The organism is Anabaena lutea FACHB-196 (assembly GCF_014698305.1).
In the GTDB taxonomy this organism is placed as follows: Bacteria; Cyanobacteriota; Cyanobacteriia; order Cyanobacteriales; family Nostocaceae; genus Anabaena; species Anabaena lutea.
Genome location: NZ_JACJST010000022.1, coordinates 71,815 through 87,858, shown reverse-complemented (window position 1 = coordinate 87,858; position 16,044 = coordinate 71,815). Strand labels below are relative to the sequence as shown.

Genomic DNA, 16,044 nt, shown 5'->3' with positions numbered 1-16,044 from the left:
ACCGAGTAACGAGTACTGAGTATTGAGTACCGAGTCCAGAGTTAATTGCAGTTTCTGTGAACTCTGGACTTTTTAATTAATGACTAATGACCAATGACTAATGACTAATTCTTTTGAGCTTGCCATTTTTGAAGAGCATCCTGAGCGTCTTCATAAGCGGCTGTCACCTCTGGGACTAGAGTAGCGGTTTCAATAGCGGTGCTGAAGTCACCTTGAGCGGCGCGATTTTTAGCCAAATCTAAAATCTGTTCACTCCATTGATTAATAGATTGTTGGGCTATATCAAAGCCTGGTTGTCCTGGTGGTACTCTCTTGGCAACTTCAATGGCTCGATTGTAGCTAGAAGCTTGTCCGGGTTGAATTAAAGCATTAGCCGCATCTAACACAGTTTTGTTACTTACATACTGCTTGGCTTCTAGTCGCCATTTTTCTATTGCCGCTTGCGCTTGGGGATAAAGTGGCTCAGAAATAGTAATTAACTTAGAAGTAGCGATCGCTTCACCATATTGTCCTTTTTGAGCGCGTTCTGTGGCTAAATCTAAAATCATCTGACTCCAAACCTGAATATTATCCTGAGCTTGTTGATAAAGGGGTTCACCGGGTTGAATTTTTCTAGCCGTGGCGATCGCTTGACTCAAATCAGCAGCTTTAGTTTCGCTGAGGGACATTTTCGCTAGTTCAAAAAGTGCTTGATCACGCTTTTTGGGGTCAGGAGTGGAAGCAATGGGGGCGCTGACTGGTTGTGTTGGTTCAATTGTTTGGGAAACTGTAGGATTACTAACAGCTGTTGATAACTGTTTAAACCGAAAACTAGCTTGATTGCGGAGAAGAAAAGTAGCGATTAAACCTACTATAATCATGCTGCCTCCACCCCATAAGATAAATTGTTTCCAAATGGGGGTGTTGGCCTGAACCGAGGGACTGGCGTAGTCTTTAGCAGCGGAAGGGATAAACCTGCCTGCTGTATTTAATTCTGGAGAAGTTGCCAGCATTTGATGACTATCTACCAAGGGATTAGAAACTGCTCCATCTGGAGAAGTAGCCGGCTTTTCAACCTCTGAAGAAGTTTTGTTGAGTGTAGTTTCTACAGTTTTGCTTTCTGCCCACCAAGCTTTGTCTGAGGTAGAATTTTTAGAGTCTTTATTTCCCAAAGGAATTGCTGCACTCCTCACAGCAAAGTTTTCTTCAGGAAAAATAATTTGCTCTGCTTCCGAGTCGCTATCTAATGTCAAAATTGGCAAGATAACTTGCGGTTTAGCAGGGATAAAAGATGCAGGGTTTTGGATAGGTCGCCAATGATGTTGACATAGTTCTGGGGTGAAAGAACTCAAATAGCTGTTTAAATCTGCCAAGCTGCTGCCCTTCCCAGAACGTAAAGCTTGCAATAAGGCGGCTGTAAAGAATCCGAGACCTAGTTCGCTACTTTCGTGAGAAAATTCCTCTGGTTGGCAAGAAAGAATAGTTGCTAATTGTAATTCTTGGGCTAATTCGAGGATTTCTTGACCAACAGGAGCATCGGCTTGAGTACCAAAAGCGCGGTTGATGTCTAATATGAGTAAGACATTGAGTCCGGTAACTTGTAGACCTTGCATTAGCGATCGCACTTCTATGCCTGTATCCCGAACTTGTTCGGCATTGCCTTCTATCGGCATTAAGTAATCTTTATCGTTGTGGTTAACTCCATAGCCGCTGAAAAAGAACCATAGCTGATCCTCTGGTTGCCAAGATGTGGCGGCTAATTCCTCCAGCAAAAACAGAATATTTTCCTTAGTTGGGTAGGAGGTTCGCTCCCCTATAGGTGGCGACGTAGTTGTCATCAGCAGGGAGTTTTCAGGCAAAAAACCTGTTTCTGTCACCAAAAAATCCTTTAATGCCTCAGCATCAGCTTGAGCGCAACTTAAAGGTTGGAATAATTGATATTGATTGATGCCAATAGCGATCGCCCAGTAATTTACCATCCCGCTCTTTGTCGGTTATTTATTGTTTGCCTAAAATTGCGGTTGGCCTTGCTCAAATAACAAAGCTAACCTATGAACAAAGGTGTGGTGTGTAGGGAATTCCCACAAAAAAATTTAGTTAGGAAGTTTCAACCTTTAGCAGCGAGCAAAATATATTTTCTGCCTACTGTCCTTCTTGCTAATCACCAGATAAAATGTAATCTTTATGACGTTACTAAAGCGGAAAATACTTTTACTCAATTAAAACGAAAGGTCATTATTCAGGAGACAGCAGTTAATGATTAGGATTTACACTCAAGAACCATCATCAATCATCCCCTTTTCATTTATTGGCCAATTTGGCAGGAAAATCCGGATAATTCAAGGAGGAATGTGGCTGTTACTATCGGTTCCTCTGTGGTTTGCCATGTCCGCGATCGCACCCCAAAATGTGCAAGCTTACACAGCCAGAGTTGACTTAGGCATTGAAAGTCTCAAGGATGAAAACTACGAAACCGTTCTGGAAAGAGCAAAAATGGTTGCTAGGGCTGCGGCTCAACGCAGCTTTGACCAAGATATATTAGTTACAGATGTTTCTATAATTGTTACCGTGCAGAGTCATGGATTAATCGCTCCAGTTTTGGCTTTAGATGTCAGTCGTGTGGAATGGAAACAGCGCCCTGATCCCCAACGTTGGGTGACTTACTTCCAAACTGCGCGATCGCTACTTTTATTTGGAACACAAACAGCACTTCCTGATCCTGCACCTGATGTACCTGCCACAGTTAAGCAATCTACGCCCAAAACACCATAAGCAGATCATCAACTGTATTCGACTTAGCCGAAATTTGTAGTATCTACCATTGCTGATGTCAATTGATGGCTTAGAATAAAAAGGTTGTCAAGAATCACCATATCCGCTATCATGGCTGTTCCAAAGAAGAAAACATCAAAATCCAAACGAGACAAACGCCGCGCTACCTGGACACACAAGGCTGTTGTTGAAGCTCAAAAAGCGCTCTCTCTCGGCAAATCAATTTTGTCTGGACGTTCTCGATTCGTCTATCCAACGGCTGAAGAACCAGAAGAAGAGTCATAATTTCTGCATCAGGAAAAGCATGAATAGCAAAGCCATAGAAGCGCTTTTTCTGTGCTTTCCTGATCAAATCAACCACAAACCGCTAAACGCCCAGCGTTATGGCGGATGTTTCCAGGAGGTGATGTGATGAAATTTTTTCAGAAACCAGGTCTAGAAGAAAGCGAACGGGTTCCTCCTGGCCAACATCTAGCTAAAGGTTTCCCCGTCTTAACTTATGGTGAAACGCCCCAAATCAGCATAGAAGAATGGGAATTTCGAGTTTGGGGTTTAGCAAAACCAGCTGTATTTAAATGGTCAGATTTTCTCGAACTACCACAACAGGAATTTACAGCAGATTTTCACTGTGTCACCCGCTGGTCAAAACTTGATGTTAAATGGACTGGGATTAAGGTGACAGATTTCATGAGTTTGCTGGAAGTAGATTCAAAAGCAGCCCATGTTATGGAACACTGCTACGGTGACTACACAACAAACATTTCCCTGCAAGACTTTGTGCGGGAAGAAAACTTTTTTGCTATTCAACTATTTGGAGAACCATTACCAGCAGAACATGGTGGCCCCATGCGGCTAATTGTTCCTCACCTTTATGCTTGGAAAAGTGCTAAATGGATTAATGGTTTAGAGTTTTTAGAACAGGAAGAATTAGGCTTTTGGGAACGTAATGGTTATCACCGTCGTGGTGAACCTTGGGCAGAGGAACGTTATACAGTTTCAGTTTAAGGTTGATACAAATGGACAGACACGGAGACGCGGTGACGCGGTGACGCGGAGATTCATTTGTAGCTTTAATTAAGTGATTTGATATTATAGCCGTGGACAGGGTGGTTAGGACATCAATTGATAATGAAACTCCCACTACAAGAGGGTTTTACTCCTGAACCGGAGGTCTGCGAAGCGTCTCCTGAACCGGAGGTCTGCGAAGCGTCTCCTGACTCCTGCTATACAGCTTTGGCTTTTAGCAAAACTGGCTAAATCCCAATAATTCGCTTCAGTAGCCATAATTTGTTTTTATAGGGAATGTATCGCCAATTTAAATCCAGCCAAAATGAGTTTTTCAAAACACTTTTGTGATGGGAAAAAGTGTCAAAACTAGCTTTACCGTGATAACTACCAATACCACTATCACCTAAACCACCAAATGGTAAAGATGAAATCCCAAATTGCATAACTGTATCGTTGATACATACGCCACCAGATGAAGTTTCTTGTAAAACTCGTTTTTGCAGGTCTTTATTTTGGGAAAACAAGTATAAAGCTAAAGGTTTTGGTCGAGAGTTAATTAAATCTATCGCTTCAGCAATATCTGTATATGCAATTATCGGCAGAATGGGGCCAAAGATTTCCTCCTGCATAACTGAATCTTCTACAGAAATATTATCAATTATTGTGGGAGCAATATAATTTTGTTCTGGGTTAGTTTCTCCACCAATAACAATTTCACCATCTTTGAGAAAATTTGCTAATCTGGCAAATTGTTTTTGGCTAATAATTCTGGCATAATCAGGACTGGTTTCTGGATTATCACCATAAAATTCTTTGAGGCATTTTTGCAGACCATTTAGCAAATCTTGTTTGATTTTTTGGTCTACTAATAGATAATCAGGGGCAATACAAGTTTGTCCGGCGTTAATAAATTTGCCCCAAATAATGCGTTTGATTGTATGTTCTAGGTTAATTTCTGCATCTACAATACAAGGACTTTTCCCACCTAATTCTAAGGTGACTGGGGTGAGAGTTTTTGCCGCTGCTGCCATAACGATTTTCCCCACGGCTGTACCACCAGTAAAGAAGATGTGGTCAAATTTTTCTTCTAGTAACTGTTGGCTGATTTCTACACCTCCTTCTATAACAGCAATATAATTTTTTTCAAAGTATTTACCAATGATTTCAGCGACAAGCTTTGAAGTATGGGGAGCAATTTCTGAAGGTTTGATAATGGCACAATTCCCGGCGGTGATCGCACCGACTAAAGGTGATATAATTAACTGAAAGGGATAGTTCCAAGGTCCAATAATTAAAACTACTCCTAGAGGTTCTGGATGAATTTTAGCTGAGTAAGGAAAGAATTCTAAGGGAACTTCTGCTTTTTTCGGTTTAGTCCAATTCGTGATATTTTTGAGTGCATAGTCAACTTCTTTGACTCCACCAATTTCTGTGGCGTAAGTCTCAAATTCTGGTTTATGCAAATCTGCTTTTAATGCTTTGATGATTGCTGGTTTATTTTCAATAATTGCTTGCTTGAGAATTTTGAGTTGTGCAATCCGAAAAGCAACGTTTTTAGTTTGACCAGTTTTGAAAAAATTCCGTTGTATGTTGAGAATTTCGGCAATTTTTGATATTTCAGTAGTAACCATTTTTTTATCTCCTAACTATTTTGAATTTGGATTTTTTAATTCCTTACCTCCTTCTGGAATAATACCGATTAAATGAACCGGGTATTCCTACCCTGCGGGAAGCTAAAGCAACGGGGAAGCAAGCTACGCGTAGCGTCTCGTAGAAAAAGAATGCGAAAGAACCGCAAAGACGCAAAGAACGCGAAGGAAGAAGGAAGAAGGAAGAAGATAAGTAATCTTACGCTGGGAAGGGGGTAATCAAGATTTTATGGGTAAATTAACAATGAAAATACTACCTTGACCTAATTCAGATTTTACATGAATAAAACCTTGATGTGCTTCTGCAATACGACGCGCCAAGTATAGTCCTAATCCACTACCAGAACGGTTGTGATTACCTTGACGAAATCTTTCAAATAAGGTGAGTTGTTCTTCAGGAGAAATACCAGAACCTGTATCAGCTACTTCAATAATATTTATAAATTGATCTGTTTTTTCTGGTCTATGTTGACACTTGAAGCGGATGGTAACTGAACCAGAATCTGTAAATTTGATAGCGTTACCTATCAGGTTTGTAAATAGACGATGTAGTTCTAAGCGATCGCCCATAAAGGTTTTTGTGGTTAAGTTATCAGATAATTCCAAATTTATAGCTAGTGCTTTTTCTGCGGCTAGAGGGGCTAATTCTCCAGCGATTTCTTTAAGTAACTGGCTGAGATTAACTGGTTGAAATGTGAGAGTTTTGCGCCCTGCTTCAAAGCGATAAACTTCTAATAAAGTATTAACCATAGTCAGGAGGTTGATGTTACTACGTGCCATGATAGTCATGACTTCCTGCATGGGCGGTGATAACTCTCCTAAAGCACCTTGCTGTAATAGGCTTAACATCCGATCTGCGGCTACTAAGGGAGTGCGTAAGTCATGGGTGAGACGGGAAACGAAATCTTGGCGCTGGAGGGCAATTTCATCACGTTCATCTATACTATGTTTGAGTCGTAAAAGCGATCGCACTCTGGCCAATAATTCATCGACTGTTACGGGTTTGCGGATAAAGTCATCAGCACCTAAATCCAATCCTTGGGCGACGTTAGGGGTATCGTGGGCAGTAATTAGTAAGATGGGGATATATTGCTGCAAATTCATTTCGCTACGAATACATCTAGTTACTTCATAGCCATCCATTCCTGGCATCATTAAATCCAGTAACACCAAATCACAGGGAGATGCTTGCAGTTGTGCCATTGCTTCAGCACCATTTTCAGCAGTACTAATTATATAGCCTTCGGTTTCTAAAATGGTTTTGACGAGAAAAATGTTATCAGGAGAGTCGTCTACAACTAGTATTTTGCTAGTGCGAGGAGATTTTAAACTCATGGGGTAAGTACTAATGAATGTATGTGATTGGAGAAACCCCTGTAAGTATTGTTCAGTCATAGACTAAAATAGGAAATACCTTTGTGCCATTGGTAAAACTGTCGCAGGTTCACAAGTTAATAATTCACCATCTGCACGAACTTCATAGGTTTCAGGATTTACTTCAATATGAGGTAAAGCATCATTTAACTTCATATCCAGCTTACTAATTTGTCTTGTTCCCGAAACTGCAACTGCTGTTTTTTTCAAACCCAATTGTTGGGGAATTTCTCTTTCTAAACCTACTTGGGAAACAAAAGTTAATGACGTGGCGTTTCTAGCACCTGCAAAACTGCCAAACATGGGGCGTGCGTGTACAGGCTGCGGTGTAGGAATACTAGCATTAGCATCACCCATTTGCGCCCAAGCAATCATTCCTCCTTTAATCACGATTTCTGGTTTCACTCCAAAAAACGCTGGTTTCCACAAGCATAAATCTGCTAATTTTCCTGCTTCCACTGACCCCACATATTGGGAAATGCCATGTGTAATTGCGGGGTTAATTGTGTATTTAGCTACATATCTTTTAGCCCGGAAATTGTCTGACCTCTCCCCCAACCCCTCTTCTACCAGGAGAGGGGAGAGTGTTCCGCGTTGTACCTTCATTTTGTGGGCGGTTTGCCAAGTGCGAATTATTACTTCTCCCACACGTCCCATCGCTTGGGAATCGGAAGCAATCATACTAAATGCGCCTAAGTCGTGCAGAATATCTTCAGCAGCGATGGTTTCTCGACGAATGCGGGACTCAGCAAAAGAGACATCTTCAGGAATTGCTGGATCAAGGTGATGACATACCATCAACATATCCAGATGTTCATCTAGGGTGTTGAGGGTGTAAGGACGGGTGGGGTTAGTGGAAGATGGTAAAACGTTGGTTTGTCCACAGACTTTGATAATATCGGGTGCGTGTCCTCCCCCAGCGCCTTCGGTGTGGTAGGTGTGAATGGCACGATGTTTAAAAGCCGCGATGGTATCTTCGACAAATCCGGCTTCGTTGAGGGTGTCGGTGTGAATTGCAACTTGTACGTCATATTCATCAGCGACGGTTAAACAAGTATCAATTGTGGCAGGAGTAGTTCCCCAGTCTTCATGTAATTTTAAACCGATTACACCTGCTTCAATTTGTTCTACCAATCCTTGAGGTTGACTGGTATTACCTTTTCCTAAAAATCCCAAGTTGACTGGAAAAGCGTCAGCCGCTTGCAGCATTCGGTAAATATTCCAGGCTCCTGGAGTACAAGTTGTGGCGTTTGTACCTGTAGCTGGGCCTGTTCCTCCACCTATCATGGTGGTAATACCAGATGCAATAGCTACTTCAATCTGTTGGGGACATATAAAATGGATGTGGGTATCTATACCTCCTGCGGTGAGAATCATTCCTTCCCCTGCTAAAGCTTCGGTTCCGGGTCCGATAATAATGTCTATGTTGTCTTGAATATAAGGATTTCCAGCTTTACCAATTTTAAATATTTTCCCATCTTTAATGCCGATATCTGCTTTGACAATTCCCCACCAATCGAGAATCAAAGCATTAGTAATTACTAAATCTACAGCACCATCATAATTAGAAATTGGAGATTGTCCCATTCCATCTCTGATGACTTTTCCTCCACCAAATTTTACTTCGTCGCCGTAGGTTGTGAAGTCTTGTTCGACTTCGATAAATAATTCTGTGTCAGCTAGTCTAATTCTGTCGCCTACTGTTGGTCCGTATGTATCGGTGTAGGCTTGGCGGTTCATTTTGTAGGGCATTTTTTATCCTTTTTTTAACGCAGAGGGTTTTTTTAGAGGTTCGTTTTGTAGGATATATTTTATCCTTTTTTTAACGCAGAGGGACGCTGAGGTTAGCGCGGAGGTTCGCTGAGGGTTTTTTAGAGGTTGCCGTTGATTTTGTTGTTGAAGCCGTATATTTGGTGTGTACCAACGAGGGGGATTAATGTTATTTCTTTTTCGTCTCCTGGTTCAAATCTCACGGCTGTGCCGGCAGGGATATCTAATCGCATTCCTCGCGCTTTTTCTCTGTCAAAATGTAAGGCGGTGTTGACTTCGTAAAAATGGAAATGTGAACCTATTTGAATTGGGCGATCTCCTGTATTTGCTATTACTAATTTAGTAGTGGGACGATTTACGTTTAATTCTATTTCACCTATTGGGGTAATAATTTCTCCGGGAATCATAATTTGGTTTTCCTGATTTACAGCTTTTCTCAAAATTAGACAAATGGTTTGAAGGCTTGAGAACAAATGTTCTGCAATATCTTCATATCTAGAACTCGCCGAGGTGTATGCAAGCATTTATAGTTCCTTTACATTATACAATCTAGCTGCTATGCAGCTTAATTATGTCTTTAGGTATAAGAATTTAATTATGTCTTTAGGTATAAAAATAAACTGATTCTTGGTGTTAAATTACAAAAATAATCACCCAGTACTGAAACAAAGTAATTTGTTAAGTCACCTCTAATAATCCGCTGCACCGTGTAATTCCTGTGATGTGGGAAACTCTCAAGTCCGGTTTTGGATTAGAGGTGAAGAGTGGCGATATTCTCATCGTCCACAGCGGTAATGTGATTTTAAATTCATTTAATCTCAAAAATTGATACGGAGATGATTATGAGCTTAGAAAAACGGGTTGAAGCAACTGCCAAAAATATTGAAGGCAAAGTTCAAGAAGCTTTAGGCAATATTACGGGAGATCCTCAAGCTCAAGCTGAAGGTCAGGCAAAACAAGTCGAAGCAAGCAGTATTCACGTTGTTGAAAATGTGAAAGATCAAGTCAAAAAAATTATTGACTAAGAGTGTCATTCTTCTAGAAAGTATAACTAGCCATCAAACTATCTATACTTTCTAGTTTCACGCTTTTAGTTAATAGTCAAATCAATGCCTTAATAAGAAAAATTTTGGAGTTTATAATGGTTTTACTTCAACAAGTTCGGAAATAATTGCTCACTATTAGCCTAGTTTTATTAGTCTCAACTTCCATAGGATTGGGTTTACCTTCTGGAGATAGTTGGGCGGCAACTTCACTGACTGATATAAGCGGTCAACCCCATATTCAAATAGCAACGATTGATAGAGCAAAGGCAGTATCTAAGAATATTGACGGCAAAGCTCAAGAAGCTTTCGGTAATGTTACAGGCGACCCCAAAGACCAAGTTGTTGGTAAAGCTAAACAGGCAGAAAGCCAAGTTCGTAACACTGTAGAAGATGTGAAAAGCACTGTTAGTTTTTCAGGAAGAGCAAAGGCAGTCTCTAAGAATATTGAAGGCAAAACTCAAGAAGCAGCCGGCAATGTTACAGGTGATCTGAAAGACGAAGCTGCTGGAAAATCTAAACAAGCCGAAAGCCAAGTTCGTAACACCATAGAAGATGTGAAGGCCAAGGTTCAAGATTTCCTCAATTAAGGCAGAGAAAATTTCAGGTTTACATCAGCGAAATTCAAAAGCCGTTCAGTCATCGCTAAATTTGACTGAACAGAGGCAGACTTTATAAATTTGTTTGTGTCCTAATTCCACTAATCATTTCTGGTACTAACTATGACTAATTTAAACAATCCTAATAATCGTGAAAATCATCTCAGAAATGAGCAATCTAGGTCTTATGATCACGGTTACTCTGATGGTCGTGTCTCTGGAACAAACCTTAAGAACGAAGCCCTAGAAGCACGCGATCAAAATAATACCGCTAGTGGCTTCATAATTGGGATGGGTATTACTGCTTTGCTGACAATGGGTGGACTTGCTTACTACTTTTGGGGGCGGCCAACTACCAACTCAGTAATTGTTACACCTGCTCCTGCACCCGCTCAACAGCCAGCTAAACAGACAACTATCATCGAAAAGACGAATACTGTTGAGCGTGTTCCTGTACCAGCAGATGTTCCTACTCCTGCTCAACAAAGAGCGCCTAATGTCAACGTTAAAGTTGACGTTCCCCAGCCGCAAGTACCTAAACAAGAGAAGACAGATGTTAAGGTGATTGCCCCTAATAATCCACAGCCTGCTCCCGCTCAACAGAACACGACGATTAACGTAGCTCCTGCTGAATCATCCACCAAGACTCCAACATCGACTTCTACCCCAGATAAGTCGAGTTCTAACACGCAGACATATCCTAATACGCCTAAGGCGAATTCAGATGCTGGTACTACAACGAATTCAAACCCATAGCAAAAAAGTCTTTATAGCAATTCCCACTCAAGTGAGGTACAAGCAGTAATAATTAAACGCAGCGAAAAGTTCCTCGTAGCCGGGTTTCCCGGCGTAGGAACGCCACTTTGCACAACGGGGGGAACCCCCGCAAGCAAGTGGCTCAACTTTTCAAGACAGATGAACGCAGATGGACGCAGATAATTTTGTACTTCATTAGACTAGGAAATGCTATATCTTCTCATTCTCCTATCTTCATGGGTTTTAATTAACGAATAGGATTATGTACAGTAACTAACTTTGTCCCATCAGGAAAAGTGGCTTCTACCTGCACATCATGAATCATTTCTGGAATACCTTCCATGACATCATCACGAGTTAATAAAGTTGTTCCATAACTCATCAAATCTGCAACAGTTTTACCATCTCTTGCACCTTCCAAAATAGCAGCAGAAATAAAAGCAACTGCTTCGGGATAATTCAGTTTCAAACCTCTATTTTTTCTTCTTTCCGCTACTAAAGCAGCCGTGAAAATTAATAACTTATCTTTTTCCTGGGGTGTAAGCTGCATTCTTCTCTCTGTCCTCTCTGCCTGGAGTGGTTAGTTTATATTTGCCAGACTCTGGGAATACAATTACCACGATTTAACAAAGATACTCGTAAAATTTGCCAAATATTTGTAAACCAATTTCTGACTTCAGATGTAGAATTACCACGATATCGACACAAAAATCCATGTGGTAAGCGAGTTACTCCAGCCCCAGAGTTGTGAATGATTAAAGAACGGGCTTTGTCAATGATTTCTCCGGGAATGGGACTTCCTGCCCAAACTAGAGTACCAACAATGGGGTTTCCCGCTAACCCGTGGGGACTGTGAAATACTTCTTCGCTACCGGGTATGATTTGTTTATCAATCCACAATGGAATACCATTTTGCCAGATTTCGGTGTGCGATCGCATTTCTCCTTCTAAAAACTTTTCTCCCCTCGCACTCCTTCCCAACCGTGTAATTTCCCAGCCAATAAAGCTAGAATTGGTATCTAAATTTACTTTTAAATCTTGGCGATAAACAGCACCGTTGAATAAAATCGTTTCTTGCGGTAAATATTCTAAACAAGCATTAGCATCAATTTGGATATTTACGGTTTGTTTTGCGGGTAAGCCGTTACTGCGATATACCTTACCAGCAGCGGCTGTGGTGATTAATGTTTGGGAATTTTTTTCGAGGTGAATTTCGGAAGATAAGCGATCGCCCCCCACAATGCCCCCAGCCGTGTGTAAAATAACGCTATGGCAAACTTCTTGTCCTTCTGGGTAAAAGGGGCGTTGTACTTTAAATGGCGCTTGCTGGTGGTTATAAATTAACTGCGTAGAATCTTGGTGATTAGCATAGACTAAGTTAAGTTTTCCATGCCAATTTTTATCTATTGGACTGTTAACAATCATTGATAAATGGATAAAGTTTGCCTGATTTTAACTTTATCATTCAAAATACAAATATTATTAAATCTGTAGAAACGTGGTATATAACGTCTCTAAAAAATACTATTGCCAAAACTTTATTAATTGCTCACTTTTGTGTTTAACCAAGTTACCAAATCAGTAACTTCCGAAAAATCAAATAATGCTTCTCCCAAATCTTCTAAATCGTCAGCAGATAAATCTCTAATTTATGTTATTAATGAATCCTTAACATCACCAAAACGTTTTTTATCTGACGACTAATCATTTTCAATGCTTCTTTTTGAACGATATCTTGATAAATTACTGACTCTTTCATAATATCCTCCTGGAGAAATTGACGAACCAAATCTTTTTCAAACCGCAAACCTGCAAGAACTTCTATACAACCAGCAATATAAAGTTAAAAATATTCTTATACTCCACCTCTACGATCCATTCCAAAACCATATGCATAGATATCAGCAACCTTATAGCGTTGCTCTTTTCCGCGCCATTCAATAATACCAATCTCACTTAAAAAAGAAGCGAACTCTTCAAAGTCTGCTATATCATTTGCTGAGTCTTGCCATATTCTTTGTAATGGTTCTTTTTCCAAGAAAGCTGATACATTTTTGAGAGAATCAAAAAATTTAATTAAATCAGGATATTCCTCTTTAATTTCTTCGCAGCGTTTTTCTGATGCTTTTTTCAATCCAAATTCCAGAGAATTTCCTTGAAGTAGGCGGTCTGTACGAAGTTTGATTGATGATTTCCCTTTATAGGTTAGTTCTTGTTCTTTTGCTCCTTTGAGTAATATACTTAAACTTCTAGGAAAAGTAGTACCACTTGAATCTGTTAATCGTTCATAAACCCATCGAGATACATTTTTAGCTCTATTTCCGCCTCGGCGACGACTTCCCCAAAGTAATTCTAATGCTTTATCAATCGCCTCTTCACTAGCTTGATCAATACTTTCAATAGGAATAGGAGCAACTCGGTCAACTAAATTTTTGAAAGGGTCAGATTGTATCGCTTGACGAAGTGCTAATCGTAAAAAATCAATCTTAGCCCATTGTAAGATAATATCTCGTCCAGTAAAATGACTTTTATTGTCAAAACTTAAACGATTCCATATATCTTCTCTCAAGAAAATTTTAAACCTAATTTCTGTTAATCTATTTGCATCACAAGATTGAACTAATTGAAATAAGCCAGTTAGTGCTTGTTGCCTCACTCCTCCTGTTTCAGGAAAATCTTCATCTAAATCATCGTAAAGAAACCACAGTTTTTGAGAATTATTTTTAGCTTCTTCATTAAGAAGAATGTTGATGGCATCTTTGATTATGAGACGTAGTTCAGAATTAGTAGATAATTCTAACAAAGCTTGAGTACATTCAGACTGCCATGTTTCTCTAGGTAAATTATTGATAATTCGTTTCAATTCAATAAATTTTTCACCTTTTTTACCTTTCGGGAACTGAAATAAATTTTCTTGATGACATCTAAGCAGTAAATAAGCTCTCCAGAAAGCTTCCCATGTGCCATTTTTTGGCTGCAAATTTTGATGGATAAATTGGAATTCATCACGAGATGGGCGACTATCCTTAAATCTACCATGTGCCGACAAAAATATAGTATTATCCAACCGTCCGTGTGCTAATTTTTGAGCAACACTTTTGTGTTTTAGAAAAAGCAAATACAGCGCAGTTTTACCTGTTCCTTTTCGTCCTCTAATTAGGCAGGTTGTATTGTCTAAAAATTTTTCAAAATCAGTGGTGCGCTGAAATAACAAACTCAAATCTTGTTTCTGATCCGCAGCATCAGCATCTACTTCAGGAAATTGCAAACTTTCAATAATATTCCATCGCTCATCTATAGTATTAGTATTTAAAATATTGCTACGTTTTATTTCATCAGCTTTTTCATCAATCAAGTTAGCAATTTTTGTGTAATAATCTTGTGTTCCTTGTACAGGATAGCTGTCAGCTAACGCAACTGGCAAAAGGTAAGGAATTACTAAAAGTTCTTCTATTGAATTTTGGGCATTATCTAAATCTGATTCATCTTCATCTGTTTCATACTTATCATTTGTTGCCCTCTTTATTCTGTTTAGCAATGATTCCCAAATTTGTTTTACTTTAGATAACCCAATTTTAGTAGTATCAGGTACGGGAGAAAAAACAAAATTAATAGATAAATCTTTTAGCCCTTGAAGTGATTGTAGTAGCAGTTCTATTCCCTGTTTGTTTTGTTCATTAGGAAAAAGAAAAATAATTGCTTCATCAGCAGCTTGGATTAATGATAAAGCTCCCCATTGATTAATTCCAGTTCTTGAATCAATTAAGAGAATATCAGGTTTTAATTGTTCGTAGATTTCACGTTTAAAAACAGACCAAAGACTTTGATCTCCATCAATAACAGTAGTAGCATGGAGATCATCAACCTTAGAAACATAATCAAGATTTAGAGAACCAGCAGGAACAACAAATAATCTTCCTGTAGCATTAGGTATTCTCACTTCACCAAATATTTCGGCAATTGAAATCTTTGGATTTATTTCTTCCGGTAAGTAAGAACGTTCATAAAAATAATCAACAATTCCATACTTTGGTTGTGGTTTCAGGTTAAATGCTGTACTCAATCCCGGTGCTTCTAAATCTAAATCTACAGCTACAACTTTACGTCCCCGCATTGCTAAAATCCAAGCAACATGAGTTAATGCTGTAGTACGTCCTACTCCTCCTTTAAAGGAATAAAATGTCACTGTTCTGGGTAGACTGAGTTCGCGCTGAGGTGCTGTTGATTGATTTTGTGGGTTTGCAGCTTGAATTGCTAAATCTTGCCAGGTTTGTATTGATGCTGGATCAAAAACCTGTGGTGGTGAAAGATTAAGTGATTTCGCTTCTTGAAGCGTATATAAGGAAATAAAGCCAGGAGATAAATGAGGAACTTGTGATTTAAGTAAGTTATAAATTTGTTCTTTACGCTGGGGAATGGATAAATTGACCAAGGCATTACTCACAATCGTTAGATTTATTAAACCTGATGTAGAAATATTTAAATCAATCCATTCTTGCGAATTATGCACATACTGGTTTGCAATTTCCTGCTTTAGCAAAACCTGCCAATTATCCTGCATTTGACACCTCTTTAAAGTTGAGTAGCTTGCTTCTGTAACCACCCTTTGAGACTTTGATAGGCTTTTAACCAGCGTTTGTAACTTTCATCATCAGGCTCAAGGCCAGAATAACGCATATCTATAAAATTTTGGCTATTTGGATTTTCTACTTCATCCAGCCATTTTCGCACTTCGGGAAAATTATCAATTCTGGATCTGAGTCTATTATGCCGTTTTAATGCCTCTATATAGCTATGTTTTGGATTAGTAATAGTATGTCCAGGATCATTGGTATCAGTCTTCCATTCCTGAGTTGCGCCTTTTGGTAAGGTAGCAAAAATCATGGCTTTTAATAAACACTCAATGGTTATACCTCCCAAGTGCATAGCAGCTACTCTTCTTTCCGATTCCTTTCTACATAGTATTTCAGTATCAAGGTGACGCTGCATAAAAGCAGCTTGGTAATCTTCCATACTTAGGAAACTTAGCGTTTAAGCTATATCAGTATATTATTAAATAGCATTTCCTTAAAATTATTAATTCATTATTTGCTC

General features: G+C 39.4%; 16 protein-coding genes and 2 pseudogenes. 8 read left to right on the top strand and 10 right to left on the bottom strand.

Annotated features, from left to right (window positions below; all coding sequences use genetic code 11):
• Nucleotides 1–104: 104 nt before the first annotated feature.
• Nucleotides 105–1,958 (bottom strand): caspase family protein, encoded by a 1,854-nt coding sequence (locus H6G59_RS20710; RefSeq protein WP_190717787.1) that lies wholly within the window; start codon nt 1,956–1,958, stop codon nt 105–107.
• Between the two features lie 72 nt (nt 1,959–2,030).
• Here H6G59_RS20710 and H6G59_RS20705 point away from each other — a divergent pair, with 72 nt between their 5' ends.
• The 5 genes from H6G59_RS20705 (at nt 2,031) to H6G59_RS27655 (ending at nt 4,008) form a co-directional block, all read left to right on the top strand.
• Nucleotides 2,031–2,243, top strand: coding sequence for a hypothetical protein (locus tag H6G59_RS20705; RefSeq protein WP_190717784.1), 213 nt, complete (start codon nt 2,031–2,033; stop codon nt 2,241–2,243).
• Complete coding sequence (locus tag H6G59_RS20700) at nt 2,236–2,751, top strand: hypothetical protein (RefSeq protein WP_190717782.1); 516 nt, start codon at nt 2,236–2,238, stop codon at nt 2,749–2,751. Before H6G59_RS20705 ends, H6G59_RS20700 begins: the two co-directional genes overlap by 8 nt.
• A gap of 111 nt (nt 2,752–2,862) precedes the next feature.
• Nucleotides 2,863–3,036: a 50S ribosomal protein L32 gene (gene rpmF / locus H6G59_RS20695; RefSeq protein WP_071190913.1), complete on the top strand. Its 174-nt coding sequence runs from the start codon at nt 2,863–2,865 to the stop codon at nt 3,034–3,036.
• Between the two features lie 126 nt (nt 3,037–3,162).
• Nucleotides 3,163–3,756: a sulfite oxidase-like oxidoreductase gene (locus tag H6G59_RS20690; RefSeq protein WP_190717781.1), complete on the top strand. Its 594-nt coding sequence runs from the start codon at nt 3,163–3,165 to the stop codon at nt 3,754–3,756.
• A 123-nt stretch (nt 3,757–3,879) separates the two neighbouring features.
• Nucleotides 3,880–4,008, top strand: a complete 129-nt coding sequence (locus H6G59_RS27655; protein ID WP_277924646.1) for a hypothetical protein — start codon at nt 3,880–3,882, stop codon at nt 4,006–4,008.
• On the opposite strand, the gene H6G59_RS20685 is transcribed toward H6G59_RS27655, so the two are convergent.
• From H6G59_RS20685 to H6G59_RS20670, 4 genes are all read right to left on the bottom strand, one after another.
• Complete coding sequence (locus H6G59_RS20685; RefSeq protein ID WP_190717779.1) at nt 4,005–5,390, bottom strand: aldehyde dehydrogenase family protein; 1,386 nt, start codon at nt 5,388–5,390, stop codon at nt 4,005–4,007. The genes H6G59_RS27655 and H6G59_RS20685 overlap by 4 nt on opposite strands.
• 237 nt (nt 5,391–5,627) lie before the next feature.
• On the bottom strand, nt 5,628–6,743 hold the full coding sequence (locus tag H6G59_RS20680) for a hybrid sensor histidine kinase/response regulator (protein WP_190717831.1): 1,116 nt from the start codon (nt 6,741–6,743) through the stop codon (nt 5,628–5,630).
• A gap of 63 nt (nt 6,744–6,806) precedes the next feature.
• Nucleotides 6,807–8,534, bottom strand: a complete 1,728-nt coding sequence (gene ureC, locus H6G59_RS20675) for an urease subunit alpha (RefSeq protein ID WP_190717777.1) — start codon at nt 8,532–8,534, stop codon at nt 6,807–6,809.
• 119 nt (nt 8,535–8,653) lie between these two features.
• Nucleotides 8,654–8,959, bottom strand: coding sequence for an urease subunit beta (locus H6G59_RS20670; protein WP_190717829.1), 306 nt, complete (start codon nt 8,957–8,959; stop codon nt 8,654–8,656).
• A 435-nt stretch (nt 8,960–9,394) separates the two neighbouring features.
• On the opposite strand from H6G59_RS20670, the gene H6G59_RS20665 reads away from it, so the two are divergent.
• The 3 genes and pseudogenes from H6G59_RS20665 (at nt 9,395) to H6G59_RS20655 (ending at nt 10,950) form a co-directional block, all read left to right on the top strand.
• Complete coding sequence (locus tag H6G59_RS20665) at nt 9,395–9,577, top strand: CsbD family protein (RefSeq protein ID WP_190717775.1); 183 nt, start codon at nt 9,395–9,397, stop codon at nt 9,575–9,577.
• A 263-nt stretch (nt 9,578–9,840) separates the two neighbouring features.
• Nucleotides 9,841–10,005 (top strand): annotated as a pseudogene (locus tag H6G59_RS27870) (CsbD family protein); the annotation flags it as partial.
• Nucleotides 10,006–10,317: 312 nt separating this feature from the next.
• Complete coding sequence (locus H6G59_RS20655; protein WP_190717773.1) at nt 10,318–10,950, top strand: hypothetical protein; 633 nt, start codon at nt 10,318–10,320, stop codon at nt 10,948–10,950.
• A 247-nt stretch (nt 10,951–11,197) separates the two neighbouring features.
• On the opposite strand, the gene ureA is transcribed toward H6G59_RS20655, so the two are convergent.
• The 5 genes and pseudogenes from ureA to H6G59_RS20630 all read right to left on the bottom strand — a co-directional run bounded on the left by ureA (nt 11,198) and on the right by H6G59_RS20630 (nt 15,963).
• Nucleotides 11,198–11,500 carry an urease subunit gamma gene (ureA, locus tag H6G59_RS20650; RefSeq protein WP_190717771.1) on the bottom strand — a complete coding sequence of 101 codons (303 nt, stop codon included), beginning with the start codon at nt 11,498–11,500 and terminating at the stop codon, nt 11,198–11,200.
• Between the two features lie 35 nt (nt 11,501–11,535).
• Nucleotides 11,536–12,375: an urease accessory protein UreD gene (locus H6G59_RS20645; protein ID WP_190717769.1), complete on the bottom strand. Its 840-nt coding sequence runs from the start codon at nt 12,373–12,375 to the stop codon at nt 11,536–11,538.
• A 116-nt stretch (nt 12,376–12,491) separates the two neighbouring features.
• Nucleotides 12,492–12,787, bottom strand: a pseudogene (locus tag H6G59_RS20640) (DUF4351 domain-containing protein); the annotation flags it as partial.
• Nucleotides 12,788–12,805: 18 nt separating this feature from the next.
• On the bottom strand, nt 12,806–15,136 hold the full coding sequence (locus tag H6G59_RS20635; RefSeq protein ID WP_339327989.1) for a MinD/ParA family ATP-binding protein: 2,331 nt from the start codon (nt 15,134–15,136) through the stop codon (nt 12,806–12,808).
• 386 nt (nt 15,137–15,522) lie between these two features.
• A complete protein-coding gene (locus H6G59_RS20630) occupies nt 15,523–15,963 on the bottom strand; it encodes a hypothetical protein (protein WP_190717765.1) in 441 nt (146 codons plus the stop codon).
• Nucleotides 15,964–16,044: the final 81 nt, after the last annotated feature.